The organism is Hymenobacter monticola, assembly GCF_022811645.1.
GTDB lineage: Bacteria > Bacteroidota > Bacteroidia > Cytophagales > Hymenobacteraceae > Hymenobacter > Hymenobacter monticola.
Genome location: NZ_CP094534.1, coordinates 1,206,837 through 1,228,493 on the forward strand (window position 1 = coordinate 1,206,837; position 21,657 = coordinate 1,228,493).

The window sequence follows — 21,657 nt, forward strand, 5'->3', positions numbered from 1 at the left end:
AGGGGCGAGGCTTGCCCCCGCCCGGTCGCTTGAACGAATCCGTTGAAACGGCGCCAACGACCGAGCGGGGGCGAGCCCCGCCCATACCCCGTTCTATCCAACTCGTTCCTTTCGCTCCTGATGATTATACGGCTACCTCTTGCTACCTCTGCGCTTTTTCTCTTGACGGCCGCGCAGGCTTTCGGCCAGGCCAGCGAACACGCCGGGCCGGCCAACCACACCCTCGAATTCATTGAGAACAAGGGCCAATGGGACGCCCGCGCCCGCTACGAGGCCCAGCTGCCGGGCGGCCGCTTGTTTGCCGAGGCCGATGGGCTCACCTTCTCGCTGCTGGCCGACGGCGGCCCCGCCCGTCGGGGGCACTCCGGCGCCGGCAAGGCGGCCCCGCCCCCGGCCGACAGCACCGCCCGCGGCCACGCCCTGAAGCTGCGGTTTGCGGGCGCCGCGCCGGCCACCGTGACGGCCGAAACGCCCACCGCCGAGCACCGCAACTATTTCCTGGGCGGCAACGCCAAGCGCTGGGCCGCCGACGTGCGCAGCTTCCGCGAGCTGCGCTACGCCGGGCTGTGGCCGGGCGTGAGCGCCCGCGTGTACGAAAGCGCCGACCAGCACTTGGAATACGACTTCGTGTTGGCGCCTGGGGCCCGGGCCGAAGCCATTGCCCTGCGCCACGACGGCGCCGACGGCCTGCGCCTCGACGCCGCCGGCAACCTGCTGGTGCGCACCAGCGTGGGCACCCTCACCGAACGGGCCCCGCAGGCCTGGCAGGCCGATGCCGCCGGCCGGCGCCAAGCCGTGCCCTGCCGCTACGTGCTGACCGGCCAGACCGTGACTTTCGACCTGGGCAAGTACGACCACCGGCGCCCGCTGACCATCGACCCGGTGGTGGTGTTTGCCACCTACACCGGCGCCACGGCCGACAACTGGGGCTTCACGGCGACCTACGATGCGCAGGGCAACCTCTATTCCGGCGGCATCGTGTTCGACCCGGGCTACCCGACCAGTCTGGGGGCCTACCAAACGTTCTTCGCGGGGTTGTTCGACATCGGCGTTATCAAGTACAACACCAGCGCGACGGGGCCGGCGGCGCGGGTGTGGGCCACTTATTTGGGCGGCGACGGGGCCGATTTTCCGCACAGCTTGGTGGTGAACAGCCAGGGCGAGCTGCTGATTCTGGGCTCGACGGGCTCGACGGGCGTGGTGGGGTCGGCCACGGCGTTCCCGACCACGACCGGGGCGCTGCAGCGCACCTTCCGGGGCGGCGGCAATACTGCGACGCCGTTCGGCTTCGGCGGCTATCCTTACGATTCTCCTACCGGCTCCGACTTGATTATAAGCCGGCTCAGCGCCAACGGCTCGGCCCTGCTGGCGTCGACCTACCTGGGCGGCAGCGGCAACGACGGCCTGCTGCCGGTGAATGCGAACACGTCGGCTTACAGCAACACGCCGCAGCTGGCCCACAACTACGGCGACCCGTTTCGGAGCGACATCATTGTGGACGCGGCCGACAATGTGTACATCGCCACGCACACCACGTCGCTGGATTTTCCGATGGCCCGCGGCTTCAACAGCACCTACCGCGGCGGCACCTCCGACGGGGTGGTGTGCAAGCTCAACCCCGGCCTCTCGGCCCTGACCTGGGGCAGCTACCTGGGCGGCTCCGGCGCCGACGGGGCCTATTCCATTCAGCTGGAACCCACCAGCGGCGACGTGTACGTGGCCGGCGGCACGCTCAGCCCGAACTTTCCCACCACGGCGGGCGCCTACCGCCCCACCCGACCGGGCAACGTGGATGGTTTCGTGACGCGCATTGCGGCCAACGGCACCAGCGTGGTGCGCTCCACCTACGTGGGCACGGCCGACTACGACCAGGCCTATTTTCTGCAGCTGGGCACCGATGGCGGGGTGTATTTGCTGGGCCAGACGGTGGGGCAGTTTCCGGTGACGGCCGGCCTGTACAACACGCCCGGCGCTACGCAATTCATTCAGAAGCTCGACGCCAATCTGGGGCAAAGCCTGCTCTCGACGGTTTTCGGCAGCACCGACCCCGCGCAACGCTACCTCGTCAACCTCGACCCCACGGCTTTTCTGGTGGACCAGTGCGACCGGGTGTACGTGTGCGGCTGGGGCGGGCAGGTGAACAGCGGTTATCCGTACATGGATTTCAATGGCTACACCACCGGCCTGCCCACCACGCCGGACGCCGCCCAATCCGCCACCGACGGGTCTGATTTTTACCTGGCGCAGTTTTCGGCCGGCCTCACCAGCTTGGCGTACGCCACCTTCTACGGCGACCCCACGCCCGGCACCGAAGGCGAGCACGTGGACGGCGGCACTTCGCGCTTCGACCCGCGCGGCATTGTGTACCAGGCGGTTTGCTCCTGCTTTTCAACCAACGGCTTTCCCATTCCGCCGGGCGCCAACTACTATTCGGCCACCAACAACAGCTTTTCCGGTACCACCTTCAACGTGGCCTGCAACAACGCCTCGTTTGTGCTCAACTTCCAGCCCAGCATTGCCAATGCCGGCTCGGCCCAAACGGTGTGCGCCACGGCCGGGCCGGTGGCGCTGGTGGGCGCGCCGGCCGGCGGCGTGTGGAGCGGGCCGGGCGTGACGGGCTCCGCAGCAACGGGCTTCGTGTTCACGCCCTCGCTGGCGCTGCTGGGCGTGCAAACCCTCACCTACACCGTCATCAGCACGGGGGCGTGCACCACTTCCGACACCCGCCGCGTGACGGTGACTCCACCGCCCGCGGCTACTTTTGCCCCCCTGCCACAGCAGGCTTACTGCCTGCCCGCGCCCGGCGCCCCCGTCCTGGCGCCCGTGCGGCTCACGGGCACGCCAGCAGGCGGCACCTTCAGCGGGCCGGGCGTGACGGGCTCGGTGGCGACGGGTTTCTTTTTCACACCTAATCTGGCGGCCGGCACCTATCAGCTAACTTACTCGGTGACGGCCAACAACTGCACGGCCACGGCCACGCAGGCGGTGCTACTGGCCAACATTCCCGCCCCCACCGTGCTGGCCGATACCGCCATTTGCCCAGGCAGCACCCAAGCCTTCCGGCTGCGGGGGGCGCCGGCGGGTGGCACCTTTAGCGGGCCGGGCGTGACGGGCTCGGTGGCCACGGGCTTTTTCTTCACGCCACCGGCCGGCTTCACCGGCCCCGCCACGCTCACCTACAGCTACGCCAACAGCGCGGGCTGCGCAGGCACTACTACGCAACGCATTACCACTGCCGCAGTGCCCCAGCTGGCGCCTACCTGGGCGCCCGTGTTTTGCCCCGAAACCCGCTTTGCGCCACTGTCGCTGCGCTTCACGCTGGCCGGCTCGGGCATTCCTTCCCCGGCCAGCGTGGTGTGGGATTTTGGCGACGGCACGCAGTCGACCGACGCCAACCCCACGCACACCTATGCCGCGGCCGGCACCTACCGCCCCCTGCTGCGCCTGCGCTACAACAATAACAAGTGCGAAACCCAGGCCGCGCTGCCCGTGGTTGAGGTGCGGGAGCAGCGCATTCCGAACATCATCACGCCCAACGGCGACGACCAGAACCAGTTCTTCCGCCTCGGCCCCGACTGCCCGCCGCGCCTGCAAGTCTTCTCCCGCTGGGGCCAGCAGGTGCTCGACGCCCCCGCTTACCGCGACGACTGGAAGGCTGAAGGCCAGCCCGATGGCGTGTATTACTACCTCCTCACTTACCCCGACGGCCGCAAGCTCAAAGGCTGGGTGGAAGTGGTGCGGTAAGGAGTAAGAGGCTGTCATTGCGAGGCCGCAGGCCGTGGCAGCCTGTCCTGTCAAAACCAAAACTGCCTTTTACCAGAAAGCCCCGGGACTGCACAATGCCGGGGCTTTTTATTAGGCTTTGTCACATTAGGAGGTTGCTCGCTGAGAACAGAACGGATTTGTTACGCTGTCCTTCGGGAGCCATGGCCTGCGGCCTTGTAATGACAGGCCTTTATTCTGCCTTTCCCCTCAAGCCCTGCGTCAAGTCCTTCCAATCGGGCAGCAAATCCATCCAAGACGCCCCAATGGCGCGGCGGTAATGATGCAGCAGGTAGGTTCCGCCCGCCGCGTAGGAGGCCGACATGCCTAGGCCCGCGCCCACCATGCCCAGGCGGGGCACCAGCAGCAGGCAGGCCGGCACCGTCACGGCCAAGCCCAGCAGGGCGGCGCGGTTGTTCACACCGTAGCGTGCCATGCTGCTGAAATAGGTGCTGGCCTGCATGGCGGCGCCGTAGAACAAAATGCCTGGCGCCAGCGCCAGAATGACGCCGTGTGCCGCCCCAAACTCAGGACCGAAAATAGCGGCCAGCCACGCCCGGGGCACGGCCGCCAGTACCAGCACCGCCACGGCGGTGGCCAGCAGCGTGAGCCGGCTGCTGCGCAGGGCCGCGTGCGTCTGGCCGTGCTTGTCGGCGGCATTCACCAGGGCCACGTATTGAATAAGTGCCGTGCTGCGCGGAATCAGCCAGATGGCCTCGGCCAGCGCCACGCCCACGGAGAGGATACCCAGGGTCTTATTGCCAGATAGGTAGGCCACGGCGTAGTAGCCAAACCGGTAGTTGGCAAAGGTGACCAAGTTGGAAAAATGGGCGCCCCGGCTGTGGCGCATCAGCTCGCGGGTGACGGCCCGGCGCCGGCCGCGGCGGCGTTCCCAGGCATCGGGCAGGCGCAGCAGCAGCACCGTGCTGATGAGCCAGGGCAGGCCATTGGCCAGGTAGTTGGCGTAATAATAAGCGTCGATGCTCAGCCAGTGCGCCGCTGCGAAGGCCAGCGCCAATGCCCCGGCCAGCAGCACCGCCTGCACGGTAGTGAGCACGTTATAGGTCTGCTCGCGCTTGCGCCCCAGCAGCAGAAACAGGTTGATGGACAGCAGAATCTGGGCCAGGGTGACGCCCGCCAAATGCAGGGCGTATTCCAGCGAAACCGGCCTTATCAGCCCGACTACCCCGGCTCCCACGCCGCTAACTACAAGCGCCCAGCCGTAGGCGGGCGGCAGCAGATGCCACACGTTGCGGCGCGGCACCAGGTATATCAGCGACGAGCCGCCCAGCAGCCCGGCCAGCAGCACCAGCCCCGACATGTCGGTATAGAATAAGCTCACCTGTCCGCGCCCGGCCGCGCCCAGGTAGCGCGCCGTGAGCCACACCACCGCGAAGCTCAGCCCCGCCGTGAGGACGCGCGCCGCGAAGTGGTGAAGGATGCGTTTGAGCATGGCAAGGAGAAGCGGGCACGAAAGAACGCCACGCGCGCGGCTTTACCTATCCGGCAGGCGCAAATTCCAAGTTCAGCACCCCAGCACGCGTCGGTATAAGGCCCCAAATTGCTGCCCAACTGCTGCGTACCCAAACCGGGCGGCTACCGTGGCGGCCATGCCGGCAGCATCGGCGGGCTGCCTTTCAGCATCGGCCAACAGTTTTGCCAAGGCCGAGGCCAGGGCCGCTTCGTCGCCGGCCGCCACCAGTTGGCCGAAGGGGCTGCCGTCGGGCACCAGCTCGGGCACGCCGCCCACGCGGGTGGCCACCACGGGCAAGCCACTGGCTTGGGCCTCGATGAGCACACAGGGCAGGTTTTCGACGTTGGAAAACAGGACGAAGCCGGTGGCTTGGCGCATTTCAGCGGCCACGGCCGGGTGGTCCAGCTTGCCCATAAACACGGCCGTGCTATCGGCCAACAGGCCCAGGTCGGCGGCTGTTTGCCGCACCTGCGCTTCGTCGGGTCCGTAGCCGGCGATGCGCAGGCGCAGGCCCGGCCACGCGGCCCGCAGCCCGGCCACAGCGCGCAGCAAGCCGCACAGGTTTTTGGCCGCTTCGTTGAAGGCCGCCACGTGCAACAGCGTGCGTCCGGGCTGCGGAACAGCAGCCGAAGCCGGGTGAAAAAGCGCCGTATCCACCACGTTGGGAATTACCACCGAAACCGGGTTGGCAGCCCCCAGCGCGGCCAAGGCGTCGCGCAGGTTGGCGCTCACGGTGTGCAGGGCCGCCGCGCGTCGTACCACCGCGCCCGTCAGCCAGCGGCGCAGCCTTGTGATGCCGGATGCCCGCGGCGGCAGGTAGCGCGTCCAGTGCTCGGTGATGACGAAGGGAATGCCGCGCACGGCCTGCAGTGCCCAGGCAAACAGGCCTGTGCGCAGCAACACGTGCACGTGCACCGCGTCGGGCGCTTGGCCGCCCCAGTGCCGCCGCAGCCGCCGGTAGCCCCGCAGCAAGCACCAGAAATACAGCAGCAGCTTCAGCGGCTTATCCACGAAGCCGATGCCTGTGGGCGCGGCGCGATAGTAGTAGCGCAGCGTGGGCACGGGGCCGGTGAAGTCCTCCTCCGCGTCAATTAGCCCCGGCAGCGGGCCGCGCGCCACGGCCGCAAACAGCACCGCGCCCTCCACTCCGCCAAATTCCGCAATGGCCGCCACGTGCCGGCCCACGAAGTCGCCGTCCTGGTCGTCGTAGCGGTTGGGGTACCACTTGGGAAGGTGGAGAATTTTCAAAACGTTGAAAACTAATCGAGCAAGTCAACAGGCACGTATTCTACTACAGGGTCCATCGACCGCATCAACTGAGTAAATGGTAATTGACGAGACAGCAACGTTCGCAATTCGCGCTTGGCATTAGCCAGCCGTTGCGGATTTCCACTGAGCTGCGCCTGTTGAAACCGCAAAATTGCCTGCGTTACTGCGTGGTATTGCTTGGCGATAGCTACGCGCAAATGCTTTGTGTTTAAGCGAGATGCCTCATCGCCTATTCGACCATTATGTAAGAGGTTCAGTAAGTCGGCCGTGTTCTGTGCAGCTTGGTCGGCGGGGTCAGCAGCCTCAAAAAAGGGGTCGCGCCCCAATGGCCCGATAGTCGCTTCCAGCCTCCGTTCTACATTATCCTGACAAGGGTCGAGCAAGCCGCCGGCCGGCCATTGGCGCGGGCGCATCATGTTAGCCTTGTGCGCGGCCGGAAACAGGTTGTTCCAATCAAATTTTAGTGCCGGGTTCTGATTAACCGGCACGAAGTGGTCCACGTCCATTTCGTAGGAACTGCCGTGCCACTGTTCCGTCAGGTAGCATTTGCTGAAGAAGTACGTATCGAAGGCTTGCAGCACATCGGAGCCCCGGTAGCTGCCGGGCTTGGCGGGCAGGGGTACCGTGGCCGGGTCGGGCGCGGCGGCACAGGCGGCCGCGTAGGCGGCGCAGTCGGCTACGTATTGCTGCATGGCCGGTGTATTCAGCGAGGCCGGCACGGGCGGGCGCTGGAGACTAATCATGCGGCCTGCTCCCGTTGCAAGTGCAGTAATTGGGCCTGCACGTCGAGGCGCAGCACCGGCGACATGTAGCGCCCCTGTTCTGCCAGCAGCTTTTGCATCCGCGCTAGTGCCGCCGCCCGGTCAGCCATCTGCCCGATTTCGGTTACCTCTTCCAGAATCTTATCCGCCACGTTGGAATACTCGTTTTCCAACCCAAAATGCGTCTGCATCAACTCCGAAAACGATGAACCGGCCGCTTGGTCGCCCATAGCCTGCCCGGTGCTCAGGTCAAACACCGTGGCATTCTTGATGCTCGACGCCACGGCCGGCGAGTGCGTGGCCACGATAAATTGCAGGTTGGGAAACAGGTTCGTCAGCAGCGGCAGTATCTGGTACTGCATTTCCAGGTGCAGGTGCGTTTCGGGCTCGTCGATGAGCACGAAACCGCAAGGGTCGTAGCTGTAGTTGTTGGCTTGCTTGCGCAGCAGGTCCACGCGCATGAGCAATTCAGTGAGGATGCTCAAAAAAGCAGAGAATCCAGCGGAAAGCTGGTTGAAGGTGAAGCGACGACCATCGGAAAGGTTGATGTAAAACTCAAAGCTCTCGCGCACGAATTCGAGCTTGGTGCCGGGGTCTTCAAAGATTTTGGCGAGGGTTTCTTCAAGCTTGGTGAAGAATAGCTCTTGCTGCTTAGCGCCCTCTGATTTGCCTTCCATGGTATCGAATACCTGGAATACTTTCTTATTAACCAGATATTGTTTGAAGAATTCGGCTGGGGATTGGTTTGGTTCTGGCTGTAAAAGCTGAGCTTCTAATGTGTCTTCACGGGCGATAGTGGTAACGTCTTTAACATATACTTTACGTGTAGCTTCAAAAAATGCGAGAATGACTTGTTTATCAATAATAGCAAAGCCATTATATTCTTTGTTATTTCTACTAGTAAAGTGTGGCTCGACCTTGTTCAACTTGTCAATTTCACTCTGCCAAATCAAATTGTATTCTGGATTCTGGCCGTTTACTACTGCTTGTTTCAGTTGGCGAACCTTTACTTTCGCCACTTGCCCATTAGCAGCATCGTGGCGTATTATGCTGACTAAAGCTCTCAGCACCGTCGTCTTCCCCGACCCATTCCGCCCCGTCAGCACCAAGTGCTTGAACTCCTGGCCCGGCTCGAACAACGGCACGCGCAGGTTCTTCACAGCGTAGGCATCGTTGATGACCAGTTCTTGCAGATAGGGAAATTCCTGACGGGTAATCATAGAAAACAACGGTTTGGCAGCCTGACAAAGATAAACCCTGTTGTACCTGTATAGGCACAAGCAGTTCGGCCCCGGCTCCGCAATGGCGGAACCGGGGCCGAAGCCATTTATAACCTAGGCCGGAGGTGCTAGAACGAATACCGCAGCCCCAGCTGCCCCTGCCAGCGCGAGGCCAGCTGGTCCACCGAGTAGGTGGCGGGGGTGCCGTAGGTGAAGGCCGGGCGGTTGTAGGTGGCGGCGTTGTAGCCGCTGGCCACCGTGCCGGCGCTGTTGATGTAGCCCACCTGCGTAAGGCCGGTGCCCAGCGTCGAGTTGAAGGTGTTGGGCACGAAGTACTGGCGGCCCCAGCTGCTGTTCAGCAGGTTGCCGAAGTTGATGATGTCGAGCGAAATCTGGATGGTGTGCCCCTTGGGCACGATGCCCGCCTCGTTGGCTTCGAGGCTGCCGAGCTTGGCTTCCAGCATCAGGCGGATATCGGCCTGGTTGTTCCAGGGGGTGCGGCCGGCGTTGCGCTCGGTGTACTGGCCGCGGCGGGTGCTCAGGTAGCTGTCGCCGTCCACGAAGCTGTTGAAGGCGGCGTTTTTGGCGGCGTCGAGCAGGTAGGGGCTCTTGTCATCGACGCGGCTCACGATGGCGATGTCGCCGGCCGTGGCCGGGATGTAGGCCAGCTGCACGTTGTTCTGCTGGCCGTTGCCGAAGTTGTAGTTGGTGTAGGTCCAGGTGAAGGGCGAGCCGCTGGCGTAGGTCAGCACCGAGGTGAAGTAGCCGGTGAAGCGCTGGGCGAAGTTTTTGTGCACGTTGATGGAAGCCACCACGCGGTGGCGCAGGTCGAAGTTGGAGAAGGCCAGGGCCGGGTCGTTCACGTTCAGGGCCGGGTTCAGCTCCCAGTTGCTCTGGGGCGAGTTGCGGATGCCGTTGCTGATGTCGTAGCTCTTGCCGTAGGTGTAGGCCACCGAGGCATCAATCAGGTTGTTAATGGTCTGGCCCACCGAGCCGGTGAGTTGGTAGCGGTAGCCCTGGGTGGTGTTGGTCAGGAAGAAGGCGTTCGAGAAGCCCGAGTTCACGCGGTTGCTGCCGCCGGCCGGGGCCGAGTACACGGGCGTCTGGGTGGGGCCGTTGGCCAGGTAGGTCACGTTGTCGGTCAGGTTGATGTTCTGGAACTTCACGTCCTGCAAGGTCTTGGTGTAGAGGCCTTCCACCGAGAAGCGCGTGCCGGTTTTCAGCTTGAAGTCCAGGGCCAGCGACGAGCGCCACACCTTGGGCATCTTGAAGTTGTTGTCAATCAGGTTCACCTCCGTGGGGCCGTTCTTGGGGTTGGCGGCGTTGTAGTTGGCGGCGGGCAGCTGGGCGTAAATCAGGTTGGGGTCGGTGTTCAGGTACACGGTTTTCACGCCGGTGTTCGCCGAAGCCTGAATGTTGTTGTAGTCCACCGAGTTAAAGTTCACGCCGTTGTTGTAATAGGCGTAGCCGAACCAGGCAAAGGGTACCCGGCCGGTGAAGATGCCCGAGCCGCCGCGTACCACGAAGCTTTGGTCGCCCTTCACGTCGTAGTTGAAGCCCAGGCGGGGCGAAAACTGCACCTGGCCCAGGTAGTTGTTGTTCAGCTCGGCCCAGGGCGTGTGGGTGTAGGTCTGGTTCAGGGTGCGGGCGTCGTTCTGCGGGTTGTTCACCAGGGCCGTGTTCAGGGTGGGCTTGGTGGGCAGCGAAGCGATGTCGAAGCGGATGCCGGGCGTGATTTTCAGGCGGTCGTTCACGTTCCACTCGTCCTGCAGGTAGGCGCTGTAGAAGTTGATGTTGAAAGCCGCCGAGGGGTTGTTATAGTTGTAAGCGTAGGAGTTGTCGCCCTGCGTGCCGTTGTTGTAGGTACCGCGGATGCGGCTCGGCCGGTCGTTCAGGAAGTCGTTCACGTTGTTGTACTCGATGCGGCCGTTCCAGGAGTTGATGAAGCCGTAGTCAATGTGGTAGAACTCGTTGTGCGTGCCCAGCGTGAGGGCGTGCGAACCCACGTAGTAGGTGAAGTTATCGGTCAGCTCAAACGTGCGCTGGCGGGTGTTGAAGATGCTGGCCTCGCGGTCCGAACCTAGCAGAATCTGGTTCGAGCCGGCGTAGTAGGTGGCGGTGCCGGGCGTGCCCAGGCTGGTGCCCACGCCGTTAATCTGCACGGCTGGGTAGAGGTTGCCCTGCCCGCCGATGAGGTCGCGGTAGTCGTGGATGTTGGTGTAGCCCAGAATCAGGTTGTTCGAGAACTTGCTGTTGAAGTTGCTCTTTGCCTCCAGTACCGTCGAGTTCTGGATGTTGTGCTGCGTGTAGTCCTGCGAGCCGAACTTGAACAGGCTGCCCGAGCGCTCCAGGTTAGTAGCTTCCGACTTGATGAAGTTGTGGCGCAGCGCAATGCTGGTTTTCTCGTCCAGGTTCCAATCGAGACGGCCGAAAATCTTGTTGCTGTTCGCGTGGATGTTGTAGTCGTTGTAGTCGCCCACGTTGTAGCGGGCGGTGCTCAGGGCCGGCGTGCCGTTGGCGTTGCGCACCACGCCGCCGTTGCCGTCGCTGGTCACGGTGTTGTAGTTGTTCAGCTTGGCGCTAATCACCTGGGCCAAATCCTGCGTCACCGGCGAGCCGGCCGTGCCGGCGCCGTAGAACTGCGGCTCCTGGCGGCGGGCAATTTCGGCGTTGGTAAAGAAGAACAGCTTGTTCTTGATAATCGGCCCGCCGATGCGGAAGCCTGTCTGGTAGTCGTGGTAGTCGGAGCCGATGCGGGCCCGGTCGCCGTCAATGCTACGGCCGGTCACGTTCTGGTTACGGCCGTAGCCGTACACCGAGCCCGTGAACTCGTTGGTGCCCGAGCGGGTCACGGCGTTCACCGAGCCACCCGTGAAGTTGCCCAGCTTTACATCGTAAGGCGCTACCGAAGCCTGAATCTCCTGGATGGCATCGAGTGAAATCGGGTTCGAGCGGGCCGAGCCGCCGGGCAGGCCGCTGGTGCCGCTCTGGCCACCCAGCGAGGGCGAAAAGCCGATGGCGTCGTTGTTCACGGCCCCGTCCAGGGTCACGTTGTTGTAGCGGAACGAGCTGCCCGCGAACGAGCCGTTCGAGTTGCGCGGGTCGAGGCGGGTGAAGTCCGACAGGCTGCGCGAGATGGTGGGCAGCTGCTGAATGGCGGCCGAGCCCACGTTGGTGCCGGCGCCGGTTTTGGTGGCTTGGGTGTTGCCGGTCACCACCACTTCGTTCAGCTGCTGGGTTTCGGTCACCAGCACGAAGTTGAGGCGGGTGGTATTGCCCAGGGTCAGGAATACGTTGTCAACTTTCTGCTCCTTGAAGCCTACGTAGGTCACCGTCACGGAGTAGGGTCCGCCGGGCGCCAGGTTCGGGATGGTGAAACGGCCGTCCATTTCGGTGCCGGTGCCGCGCTTGGTGCCGGTGGGCACGTTGGTGGCCACCACCGTCACCCCAATCAGGTCTTCGCCTTTGTCAGAGGTCACCTTGCCGGCCAGCGCGGAGGTGGTTACCTGGGCCATGGCCAGCTGCGAGCAGCCCAACAGCACCAGGAAAAACAACTGCGTAAATGTTTGTCGAATCGACATAATAATGAGGTTGTTGATTAACGCTGCAAAGGTCCGGCGGCATTGGGGCGGCCTCACCGTCGGGTGCGTTTCCGAATTGTTGTATTTCACTTTTTGCCATAACCTGTCGGTAACATTAGCCTTCAAAAACCCGCTTTTTGGGCAGTTCTCGGGCCGTTAATTATTTGGTAATTCAGCGGCAACTTCACCGAAACTTCATCTGGGTAGTTTTGCTGCCCGAATGGAAAACACTTTTGATTACCGGCATTTAGTTATCGCATTGCTGAGCTTATTTTTCAGCACTGCCGCCTTCGCCCAAACGACCGGCACCGTGCGCGGCACCGTGCGCGACCAGCAAACCAACGAGCCCGTTATTGGCGCCAGCGTCAGCATCGAGGGCACCTCCATTGGCACCGCCACCGACCTGGACGGGGCCTTCAGCATCGGCGGCGTGCCGGCCGGCCCCCGCGCCCTGCGCATCAGCTCGGTGGGCTACACCAACAAAAGCCTGCCCGGCCTCGATGTGGCCGCGGGCAAGGTGGTACTGGTAAACACCCTGCTCAAAAGCTCGGAAGCCGCCCTCGACGAGGTGGTGGTGACGGCCATGCGCCGCACCAACACCGAAATCGCGGTGATTTCGGAGGTGCGCAACGCCCAGCTGGTGGCGGTGGGCGTTTCTTCGGAGCAGATTGTGAAGTCGCAGGACCGCGACGCGGCCCAGATTGCCCGCCGCGTGCCGGGCGTCAGCATTCAGGATAACCGCTTCGTGCTGGTGCGCGGCCTCACCCAACGCTACAACGCCGTGATGCTGAACGACGTGATGACTCCCAGCTCGGAAGTAGATACGCGGGCCTTTGCCTTCGACATGATTCCGAGCAGCGTCATTGACCGGATGCTGATTTTCAAGTCGGGCTCGGCCGAGCTGCCGGGCGACTTCGCCGGCGGCGTCATCAAGGTGTACACCAAGCGCGCGCCGGAGGAGAACTTCACCAACCTGAGCATCCTGGGCGGCTTCCGCGACGGCACCACCTTTCAGGACGTGCAGAAGGCCGAGGGCGGCAAGTACGACTGGCTGGGTTTCAACAGCGGCAAGCGCACCATTCCCGCCAACTGGCCCTTCACCCTGGCCACCGACTACCCGGCGGCCACCCGCGCCACCCTGGCCCGCCAGCTGCCCAACCGCTGGGGCATCAGCACGCTTAAGGCGGCGCCCGACCTGCGCCTCTCCTTCAACATGGGCCGCCGCTTCGAGCTGGGCGGCAAGCCGGTGGGCACGCTCACCAGCCTTAACTACGGCAACTACCAGCAGGCCAACACGACCAACCTGACGTTCTTCGAAAACGGCACCGACCGCAACCAGGTGGCTTCGTTCTACAACGACCGGGTATACAACAACGAGGTGCGCCTGGGCGTGGTGCAGAACTTCTGGCTGCGCCTGAACGGCCGCAACACCCTGGAATTCAAAAACCTGTTCAACCAGCTGGGCAACGCTGAAACGGTGCAGCGCAACGGCCAAGACATCACCCAGAGCAGCAACGACGTGCGCGGCTTTTCGGAGCGGTTTGAGAGCCGCAGCATCTACTCCGGCCAGCTCATCGGCAACCACGAACTGGCCAACGACAAGACGACCATCAACTGGGTGGGCGGCTTTTCCTCGACGTACCGCACCGAGCCCGACTGGCGCCGGGCCCGCTACATCCGCCCCATCGGCGCGATGGGCACCGACGGCCAGCCGGCCCCCTTCGGCCTGGCCCTGCCGGCCGCGCCCAGCCTGACCGATGCCGGCCGCTACTTCTCCAAGCTCAACGAGCGGGTGGAAACCGTGGCCCTGAACCTGGACCACGTGCTGCGCAAGGACTCGGCCAACCGCGAAGGCGGGCTGCGCCTGAAGGCCGGCCTCTACGCCGAGCGCAAGGACCGCACCTTCGACGCCCGCTTTTTTGGCTACCAGAGCGTGGGCAACACCAGCGGCATCCGCAACCAATCCATCGACCAGGTATTTGCCCCGACAAACCTGACCGGCATGAACGGCGGCTTCACCCTGGCCGAATCCTTCGACCCGAGCAACTCCTACACCGCCTACAACTCCCTGGCCGCGGCCTATGCCAGCGTAACGGTACCGCTGGGCAAGTTCACGGGCACGGCCGGCTTCCGGGCCGAGTACAACGACCAGCGCGTGAGCAGCCAGCTGCTTTCGGGCCAGACCGTGCGGGGCGGCCGTGGGCTGCTGAGCCCGCTGCCCTCGCTGAACCTGAGCTACAACCTGACCGACAAGATGCTGGTGCGCGCGGCCTACGCCTACACCATCAACCGGCCCGAGTTCCGCGAGCTGGCCCCCTTCCGCTTCTACGACTTCAACCTGAACGCCAACATCCAGGGCAATTACGACCTGCGCACGGCCAAGGTGCAAAACCTGGATTTGCGCTGGGAGCTGTACCCCACCACCGGCGAGCTCATCACGCTGGGCGCCTTCTATAAGCACTTCAACAACCCCATCGAGAGCTATCTGCTGACCACGGCCGGGGGCGTGAACAGCCTCAACTACGCCTTCGTGAACACGACGTCGGCCATGAACTACGGCGTGGAAGCCGAGGTGCGCAAGTCGCTGGGCTCGCTGGGCGGGGCCGACTGGCTGCGGCGCTTCTCACTGGTGGGCAACGCCTCCTACATCGTGAGCCGCGTGGACCTGGGCTCCATGGTAAACGTGCCCGACAACAGCGGGCAGGTGACGCCCACCAACGTGAGCGACACCCAGACGCAGCGCCGCCCCCTGCAAAGCCAGTCGCCCTACCTCATCAACCTGGGCGCCTACTACGCCAACGAGGAAAAAGGCACCCAAATCAGCGCCCTCTACAACGTGGCCGGCCCGCGCATCTTCGCCGTGGGCAACATCGACAACCCCACCCTGTTCGAGGCCCCGCGCCACGTGGTGGACCTGGTGGTCACCCAGCGCATGGCCAAGCACTGGGAGCTGCGCGCCGCCTTGCAGGACCTCTTCAACCAGCCCGTGAAGCTGACGCAGGACTCGGACCGCAACCTCAAGTACAACAGCACCGACCAGACGGTGCGCGAGTTCCGCCGCGGCTCCTACAGCACGCTCGGAGTGACTTACACCTGGTAAGCCTTCCACCTTCTCTCCTCTTTTCCCGCAAGCTTTTCTGCGGCCCCAGCCGGGGCTGCCTTGCTCCTCACGTCCTCATTTCACCCCAATAATTCGTATGAAACGCTTTCCGAAACTGATGCTTCTGGGCCTGCTGAGCATGGCCGCCGCCCTGAGCAGCTGCGAAGACAACAACGACAACGGCCCCACGCCCCCCACGCCCAGCGGGCCGACCGACAGCGCGGGCCGGGTTATTCTGACCGGGGAGATTACGAGCAACCGCACGCTGAGCGCCAACGAGAAGTACCTGCTGCAAGGCAACGTGTACGTGACCAGCGGCAACACGCTGACCATTCCGGCCGGCACCAAGATTTTCGGCGACCAGGCCACCAAGGGCACGCTCATCATCGAGCGCGGCGCCAAAATCATGGCCGAGGGCACCCAAAACAACCCCATCATCTTCACCTCGGCCAAGGCGCCCGGCAGCCGCAACTACGGCGACTGGGGCGGCGTGGTGCTGGTGGGCGCCGCGCCCACCAACCGCGCCCTGACCTTCTTGCCCGAAGGCGGCATTCGCAGCCTGTTCGGTGGCACCAACGCGGCCGACAACTCCGGCATCCTCAAGTACGCCCGCATCGAGTACGCCGGCGTGCCCCTCTCCACCGACCCCAACAGCGAAATCAACGGCCTGACGCTGTACGGCGTGGGCTCGGGCACGACGCTGGACTACATCCAGGTTTCGTATTCCGGCGACGACGCCTTTGAATGGTTCGGCGGCACCGCGAACGCCAAGCACCTGGTGGCCTTCCGCAACTGGGACGATGATTTCGACACCGACTACGGTTTCACCGGCAAAATTCAGTACGGCGTTTCGCTGCGCGACCCGCAGTACGCCGACCAGTCCGGCTCCAACGGATTCGAGTCCGACAACTTCAACCCCGGCACCCCGGCCAACGGCACCAACGACGGCCTGCCCCTGACCGCGCCGGTGTTCAGCAACATGAGCGTGTTCGTGACGGCGGGCGCCCCCGTTACCACGCAGCAGTCGGGCAGCGGCTCGTATCAGTCGGCCCTGCACCTGCGCCGCAACACCTCCACCAGCGTCTACAACTCCGTGTTTGTGGGGCAGCCGGAAGGCCTGCGCCTCGACGGCACCACCACCTGGGCCAACGCCCAGGCCGGTGGCTTGAACCTAGCCGGCATCGTGCTGGCCAACAACAACACACCTTTGCGCTCGGCCAACGGTACCGGCACCGGCGCCTTCACCGATGCCGACGTGCAGGGCTGGTTCAACGCTTCGGGCAAAAACAACTCGGTGGTGACGGGTGCCAACCTGAGTACGCTCGGCCTCAACACCAACAACTTCAACCTGAGCGCCCCGAACTTCCTGCTGCAAAGCAGCTCGTCGCTGCTGACGGGCGCCGTATTCACTGGCAAAGCGTCCGACGCCTTCTTCACCCAAGGCACCTTCCGCGGCGCTTTCAACGGCACCGACAACTGGACCCAGGGCTGGACCAACTTCGACCCGCAGAATACGGCGTACTAAACCTCTCCATGCCTGCCACAAAAAAGGCTCCCCGCTTCGGGGAGCCTTTTTTGCGTCGGCTGTTTCCTTTTCAGAAACTCAAACCGCCTGTCATTCTGAGCGTAGCGAAGAGCCTTTCACGTGAGAACGGTAATTGATGAACCGTGAGACGGTCCTTCGCTGCGCTCAGGATGACAGGTGATTTGTGAGCTTGCCCAGGCCTACTTACTCAGCCGGAAAATAATCGGCAGCGTGCGCTGCACCCGCACCGGCCGCCCGGCCACGCGCCCGGGCGTCCACCAGGGCATGAGGCGCACCACGCGCAGGGCCTCCTCGTCGAAGCCGTGGCCGCAGCCTTTGGCCACTTCCGCATCGCGGATGCGGCCCTGCTCATCCACTACAAAGCGCACATACACCGTGCCCGACAGGTTTTGCTGGTTGGCGGTGGCGGGGTAGACAATTTTCTTCGCCAGAAATTGGTACATGGCTGCTTCACCGCCGGGGTAAGTGGGCATCTCATCGGCGTAGGTGAGCACAGCGGGGGCAGCGGCCGGAGCCTCTGTGGTTGCGGGGCCTGGGACGGGCACGGCCGTGCGGCTGGCCATTTGAGCGTGTGCGGCGGAGGCAGCCAGCAGCAGCACACCACCCGTCAGAATAAAGGTTATTTTAGCTAACACGGCGATATAATTATTGCTCCGGCAAAGCTACCGGGCCGCTTTAGCCACGCAGTAAGCCCGGCAATTATGCTTTCGTCACGGTTTTATTACCGACTACTGCCGCGCGGCATTGCCCGTACCGAGGCAGTTGCAGCCACTGCATTAGTGCTTCACCGGCCGGCGGTTTGCTTCGTTCCTTTGCAGCCTCCATTCAGCCTTTGCTCCCATGCTCATTTCCATGACCGGCTTCGGCCAGGCCCACCGCGAAACCGACACCTACACGGCCACTGTCGAGCTTCGCTCCGTCAATTCCAAAACCCTGGACCTGACCCTGCGCCTGCCCCGCTTCCTGATGCCGCACGAGCTGGAAATCCGCAACGCCGTGGCCAAAGCCCTGTTGCGCGGCAAGGTCAACCTCAACCTCGATTTTGTGCGCCCTGCCGCCGCCCGCGCCGCCACCACCCTCAACAAAGAAGCCTTCCTGGCTGCTTTTCAGGAGCTGAAAGAACTGGCCCAAAGCCTGGGCGTAACCGCTGGCGAAGAAACCTTCGCCGCCGCGCTGCGCCTGCCGGGCGTCATCCCCACGGCCTCCGAGATGCGCGAGGCCGAGCCCGCCGCCGAGGAAATTGCCTGGGCTGAGCTGCAGCCCCTGCTGACGGAGGCGCTGGCCGCCATGCAGCAGTTCCGGCACGACGAGGGCAGCACCCTCACCGCCGAAATCCTGGGCTACGTGGCCACCATTCGCCAGCAGCTGGCGGCCGTGGAGGTGCACGACCCCGCCCGCATCGAGCACGTGCGCCAACGCCTGGCCGGCCACCTGGCCGAGCTCACCAGCCACGAGCACTTCAACGAAACCCGCTTCGAGCAGGAGGTGCTCTACTACATCGAGAAGCTCGACATTGCCGAAGAGAAGGTGCGCCTGGCCGCCCACCTCGCCTATTTTGAACAGGCCGTGCACCAGCCCGATGAGGCCGTGGGCAAGAAGCTGGGCTTCCTGGCCCAGGAAATCGGCCGCGAAATCAACACCATCGGCTCCAAGGCCAACGACGCTACCGTGCAGCACTTGGTGGTGGGCATGAAGGAGGAACTGGAAAAAATAAAAGAGCAGCTCAACAACATTCTTTAGCTGAGATTTTCGCTCGGTGTGGCTACAACTTCGTTGGTCGGGCGAGGACCCTGCTTGGGCGAAAAAAAGACCATAAATAGGATTATACTTACAAATTTTACAATCCAACAAACACAAAATAGCGCTTTTCAATTGGATTCATTTTTAAAAAGCTTAACCTACCACACTGTCGGCAACCTATAGAACCTTAGCACGTTATTAGAACCGCAGTAAGCTCAACCACTGAGTTTACAAAAAATAAAGCAATATTTGTGGCACCAAAGTTGGATATCTCATTATTGTATCTAACTTGGGTACTCAAATAGCGTTTCGTTACCCACCTCTATTCCCAATTAATATGAAATCTACATTTTTACTCTGTATTCTGGGAGTGCTGTTGATGGCCGCGCGTCCCGCATCCGAAATCGAGTTGGTGAAGAAGCGCGTGCTCAGCGAGCGGGTGGAAATCCTGATTCCCAAGGGCTTCGAGGTAATGACCGAGCAGCAGATGGACTTTGCCTACGCCAAAGCCCAGAGCCGCCCCAGCGTCATTTTCACCAACAACAACCTGGTGAGCCTCGCCTTCAATTATTCCGACAACGACGCCGACCAGGACATGGTCGACATTTACTCGGCTTCGTTTGGCAAGACCTACCACAAGCAGTACAAAGACGCCACCTGGTTTGGCGACGGCGTGAAGAACATCAACAACCGCAAGGTGGGCTACCTCGAATTCATGAAGCCTGAAATGGGTCACGAGGTGTACACGCTGGTGTTTTTCACCGATGTGGAAGGCAAGCTCATGATTTGCACCTTCAACTGCGCCGACCGCCAGAAGCCCGAGTGGGAGCCCATCGCCAAGCAAATCATGCTCTCGCTGAAAGCCAAAGGCTAGGAGCCACTAGCTCTTAGCAGCAAAGCCGGTAGTTGAACGCAGGTTCGGCTACCGGCTTTTTTTTGCACGAGGCGCGGCCCCTTCCTCGTTTAAAAAGTCCCGAACCAGCCCGAAAGCCCCCGCGAAGCCAACCAGCGACAGCGCGGCCGGCTGGTCGTTCACGTCGTGGTAGGCCGTGCTGCCGCCACGGGTATAAATGAAAAAGGCAGGCACCCCGGCCTCGGAAAAGGGGTAATGGTCGGAGTTGGCGGCCTTGCCCCGAGGCGCAAGCGCAGGTAAGTAGCGGTGTGCATCATTCAACGCCACCAACCGCTTATAAGGCGCCTCAAACACGCGGCCATTCACCACCGTGGCGCCCTGCTCGCCGGTACCAAGTAGGTCGAGGTTGACGAGGAATTTGATGCTTTTGAGCGGAATGAGCGGGTACGTCACAAAGTAGTTAGAGCCAACCAAGCCGGCCTCCTCAGCCCCGAAGAGCAGGAACACAACGGAGTACGCCGGGCGATTTTCGGGGCGAGCGTAGTAAGCAGCCAGCTCCAGGAGCAGGGCCACACCGCTGGCGTTGTCGTTAGCGCCAGGGAAGTAGGCTTTGGGGCCCATCATGCCCAGGTGGTCGTAGTGGGCCGATACAACGAGGAAGGAGTCGGGCTGAGCGGTACCGCGCACCACGGCGGCCAGGTTCTGGGTCTGGTACCTGGCCTCCAGCTTTGCCCCTACCCGCACGGTGCCCCACACGGTGTGGCCCTTGGCCGCACCGGTGGCCGTATCGCCAAAAATGGCTTTGTCGAGCCACAGCGGCACTTTTTCGGCCAGCACTTCCACGCGGGGCTGCGGCGCCTGCTCGGCGGCCAGCGAGGCCGTGAGCTTGGGTACCACGGTTATCATGGCGGCGGCAGAGTTGAGGCGCTGCTGCAGCAGCGACGGCAGCAGGTGCAGGCGGGCAGCATCGGCGGCGCGTAGGAGGAGCACGCGCTTGCTCCAGGGCACCAGCAGGTAGCGGGCCTGCACCGTGGCTTTGGTGAACACCAGCGTGTCGAGCAGGAAGATGCGGGCTTTCACGTTGCCGGCCGCAGAATTAGGAGCGGCAATGCAGGCGGTACCGGCCCGCCACGCCGTGGCCAAGGCGCTGCCATCGGCCTGAATGCCGGCCGCCACTTCGCCCGGAAAGGTGTTTACATCCAGCGTGAAAGGCTGCGTAAAGTTGGGTGCCAACGGGGCCAGCTTCAGCCCGCGCAGCCGCTCGCGCAGGTAGGCGGCGGCCTCGTGCTCGCCCTGCTTCACGTAGCCGCGGCCGTGCAGCTCAGGCGACGCCAGCTTCTTGATGGTGGCGCGGACACGTGGCAGGTTTTGGGCGGGCGCCGGGCTGGCACTCAGCATGGCGCCGGCCACCAGCGCGGCCACGGCCTGCGCAACGGCGCTTGTTTGACGCTTTTGCCGCCGGCTCCACCAGGCAGCCAGCACCACGGCGAGCACGGCCCCAATGCCGTCGCTCAGCAAGTCGCTCCACTCGCCGTGGCGGCCGAGGCGCATGGTCATTTGCAGTACTTCAATCAGGGCGCCGAAGGCGATGCTGGCGGCCAACACGGCCAGGCCGGCGTGGCGGGCCAGCCGGGGCCAGCGGCGCTGCCGGTGCAGCGAAAACCAGCCCAGGCCGGCCAGTACGAAAAACACGCCCGCGTGGGCCGCTGTGTCGAACGACAGCAGCTCCCACACGGGCGTGCGCGGCATTTCTTTGGCCGGTGTCAGGGTGAGCACCAGCACGACGGCGGCCCAGACCAAGGGCAAGCCGAAATAGGGACGGGGGGAAGCAGGCAAGGGGTTGGGGGGCAAAGAAACAAATGGCATTGCCGCGCCCTAGCCAAAACGGTGCTAGCTTTTTTAGGCGCCCACCAGCTCGCCGTAGGCTTCGGCGGTCAGCAGCTCGGCGAGCTCGGCGGGGTTGGCGATGGCAATTTTCACCATCCAGCCGTCGCCGTAGGGGTCCGAGTTCACGGTTTCGGGGGCGTCGCTCAGCTTGTCGTTCACTTCCAGCACCGTGCCGGTGATGGGGCTGAACAAGTCCGAAACCGTCTTCACGGCTTCCACCGTGCCGAACACCTCGTGCTGGGCCACTTCTTTGTCGAGGGTGTCGATGTCGACGTACACAATGTCGCCGAGCTCTTTCTGGGCGTGGTCGGTGATGCCCACGTAGGCAACGTCGCCTTCAACGCGAATCCATTCGTGGTCCTTGGTGTAGTGCAGGGTGGCGGGCAGGTTCATAAGATGGTGGGGTGAGTGGATTGGTGGAGTAGTGGATTTGCCGGTCAAAAGTACGCAGCGAACTCCGCCAA

13 protein-coding genes are annotated in these 21,657 nt (G+C 63.1%); 5 read left to right on the forward strand and 8 right to left on the reverse strand.

What is annotated here, in order from left to right; all coding sequences use genetic code 11:
• The first annotated feature begins 162 nt into the window (after nucleotides 1-162).
• Nucleotides 163-3,744 carry a DUF7948 domain-containing protein gene (locus tag MTP16_RS05175; protein WP_243516494.1) on the forward strand — a complete coding sequence of 1,194 codons (3,582 nt, stop codon included), beginning with the start codon at nucleotides 163-165 and terminating at the stop codon, nucleotides 3,742-3,744.
• 211 nt (nucleotides 3,745-3,955) lie between these two features.
• Here MTP16_RS05175 and MTP16_RS05180 read toward each other — a convergent pair whose 3' ends face one another.
• The 5 genes from MTP16_RS05180 to MTP16_RS05200 form a co-directional block, all read right to left on the reverse strand.
• A complete protein-coding gene (locus MTP16_RS05180) occupies nucleotides 3,956-5,215 on the reverse strand; it encodes a lipopolysaccharide biosynthesis protein (RefSeq protein ID WP_243516495.1) in 1,260 nt (419 codons plus the stop codon).
• Between the two features lie 72 nt (nucleotides 5,216-5,287).
• Nucleotides 5,288-6,484: a glycosyltransferase gene (locus MTP16_RS05185; protein WP_243516496.1), complete on the reverse strand. Its 1,197-nt coding sequence runs from the start codon at nucleotides 6,482-6,484 to the stop codon at nucleotides 5,288-5,290.
• 11 nt (nucleotides 6,485-6,495) lie between these two features.
• Nucleotides 6,496-7,248 (reverse strand): HNH endonuclease family protein, encoded by a 753-nt coding sequence (locus tag MTP16_RS05190; RefSeq protein ID WP_243516497.1) that lies wholly within the window; start codon nucleotides 7,246-7,248, stop codon nucleotides 6,496-6,498.
• Nucleotides 7,245-8,486 (reverse strand): AAA family ATPase, encoded by a 1,242-nt coding sequence (locus tag MTP16_RS05195; RefSeq protein WP_243516498.1) that lies wholly within the window; start codon nucleotides 8,484-8,486, stop codon nucleotides 7,245-7,247. The genes MTP16_RS05190 and MTP16_RS05195 overlap by 4 nt, the downstream gene beginning before the upstream one ends.
• Before the next feature lie 128 nt (nucleotides 8,487-8,614).
• Nucleotides 8,615-12,067 (reverse strand): TonB-dependent receptor, encoded by a 3,453-nt coding sequence (locus MTP16_RS05200; RefSeq protein ID WP_243516499.1) that lies wholly within the window; start codon nucleotides 12,065-12,067, stop codon nucleotides 8,615-8,617.
• 220 nt (nucleotides 12,068-12,287) lie between these two features.
• On the opposite strand from MTP16_RS05200, the gene MTP16_RS05205 reads away from it, so the two are divergent.
• The gene (locus tag MTP16_RS05205; RefSeq protein ID WP_243516500.1) at nucleotides 12,288-15,167 is read left to right on the forward strand and encodes a TonB-dependent receptor; all 2,880 of its coding nucleotides are present in this window, start codon (nucleotides 12,288-12,290) and stop codon (nucleotides 15,165-15,167) included.
• Nucleotides 15,168-15,264: 97 nt separating this feature from the next.
• Complete coding sequence (locus MTP16_RS05210) at nucleotides 15,265-16,692, forward strand: cell shape-determining protein MreB (RefSeq protein WP_243516501.1); 1,428 nt, start codon at nucleotides 15,265-15,267, stop codon at nucleotides 16,690-16,692.
• 200 nt (nucleotides 16,693-16,892) lie between these two features.
• Here MTP16_RS05210 and MTP16_RS05215 read toward each other — a convergent pair whose 3' ends face one another.
• Entirely contained in the window at nucleotides 16,893-17,348 is a 456-nt protein-coding gene (locus MTP16_RS05215) for an energy transducer TonB (protein ID WP_243516503.1), read from the reverse strand.
• A gap of 205 nt (nucleotides 17,349-17,553) precedes the next feature.
• Between MTP16_RS05215 and MTP16_RS05220 the strand changes: the two genes are divergently transcribed.
• Together MTP16_RS05220 and MTP16_RS05225 are read left to right on the forward strand one after the other, a co-directional pair.
• Nucleotides 17,554-18,453: a YicC/YloC family endoribonuclease gene (locus MTP16_RS05220; protein WP_243516505.1), complete on the forward strand. Its 900-nt coding sequence runs from the start codon at nucleotides 17,554-17,556 to the stop codon at nucleotides 18,451-18,453.
• A 337-nt stretch (nucleotides 18,454-18,790) separates the two neighbouring features.
• A complete protein-coding gene (locus tag MTP16_RS05225; protein ID WP_196287479.1) occupies nucleotides 18,791-19,327 on the forward strand; it encodes a hypothetical protein in 537 nt (178 codons plus the stop codon).
• Between the two features lie 48 nt (nucleotides 19,328-19,375).
• Here the strand turns inward: MTP16_RS05225 and MTP16_RS05230 are convergent, their stop codons facing one another.
• On the reverse strand, nucleotides 19,376-21,142 hold the full coding sequence (locus MTP16_RS05230) for a VanZ family protein (protein ID WP_243516507.1): 1,767 nt from the start codon (nucleotides 21,140-21,142) through the stop codon (nucleotides 19,376-19,378).
• A 63-nt stretch (nucleotides 21,143-21,205) separates the two neighbouring features.
• On the reverse strand, nucleotides 21,206-21,586 hold the full coding sequence (gene gcvH, locus MTP16_RS05235; RefSeq protein ID WP_243516509.1) for a glycine cleavage system protein GcvH: 381 nt from the start codon (nucleotides 21,584-21,586) through the stop codon (nucleotides 21,206-21,208).
• Between the last annotated feature and the right edge of the window lie 71 nt (nucleotides 21,587-21,657).

What these genes read in the sequence shown, in the direction of transcription:
- MTP16_RS05180 (WP_243516495.1), bottom strand. Translation starts at nt 5,215, where the DNA reads ATGCTCAAACGCATCCTTCACCACTTCGCGGCGCGCGTCCTCACGGCG.
- MTP16_RS05190 (WP_243516497.1), bottom strand. Translation starts at nt 7,248, where the DNA reads ATGATTAGTCTCCAGCGCCCGCCCGTGCCGGCCTCGCTGAATACACCG.
- MTP16_RS05195 (WP_243516498.1), bottom strand. Translation starts at nt 8,486, where the DNA reads ATGATTACCCGTCAGGAATTTCCCTATCTGCAAGAACTGGTCATCAAC.
- MTP16_RS05200 (WP_243516499.1), bottom strand. Translation starts at nt 12,067, where the DNA reads ATGTCGATTCGACAAACATTTACGCAGTTGTTTTTCCTGGTGCTGTTG.
- MTP16_RS05205 (WP_243516500.1), top strand. Translation starts at nt 12,288, where the DNA reads ATGGAAAACACTTTTGATTACCGGCATTTAGTTATCGCATTGCTGAGC.
- MTP16_RS05210 (WP_243516501.1), top strand. Translation starts at nt 15,265, where the DNA reads ATGAAACGCTTTCCGAAACTGATGCTTCTGGGCCTGCTGAGCATGGCC.
- MTP16_RS05220 (WP_243516505.1), top strand. Translation starts at nt 17,554, where the DNA reads ATGCTCATTTCCATGACCGGCTTCGGCCAGGCCCACCGCGAAACCGAC.
- MTP16_RS05225 (WP_196287479.1), top strand. Translation starts at nt 18,791, where the DNA reads ATGAAATCTACATTTTTACTCTGTATTCTGGGAGTGCTGTTGATGGCC.
- gcvH (WP_243516509.1), bottom strand. Translation starts at nt 21,586, where the DNA reads ATGAACCTGCCCGCCACCCTGCACTACACCAAGGACCACGAATGGATT.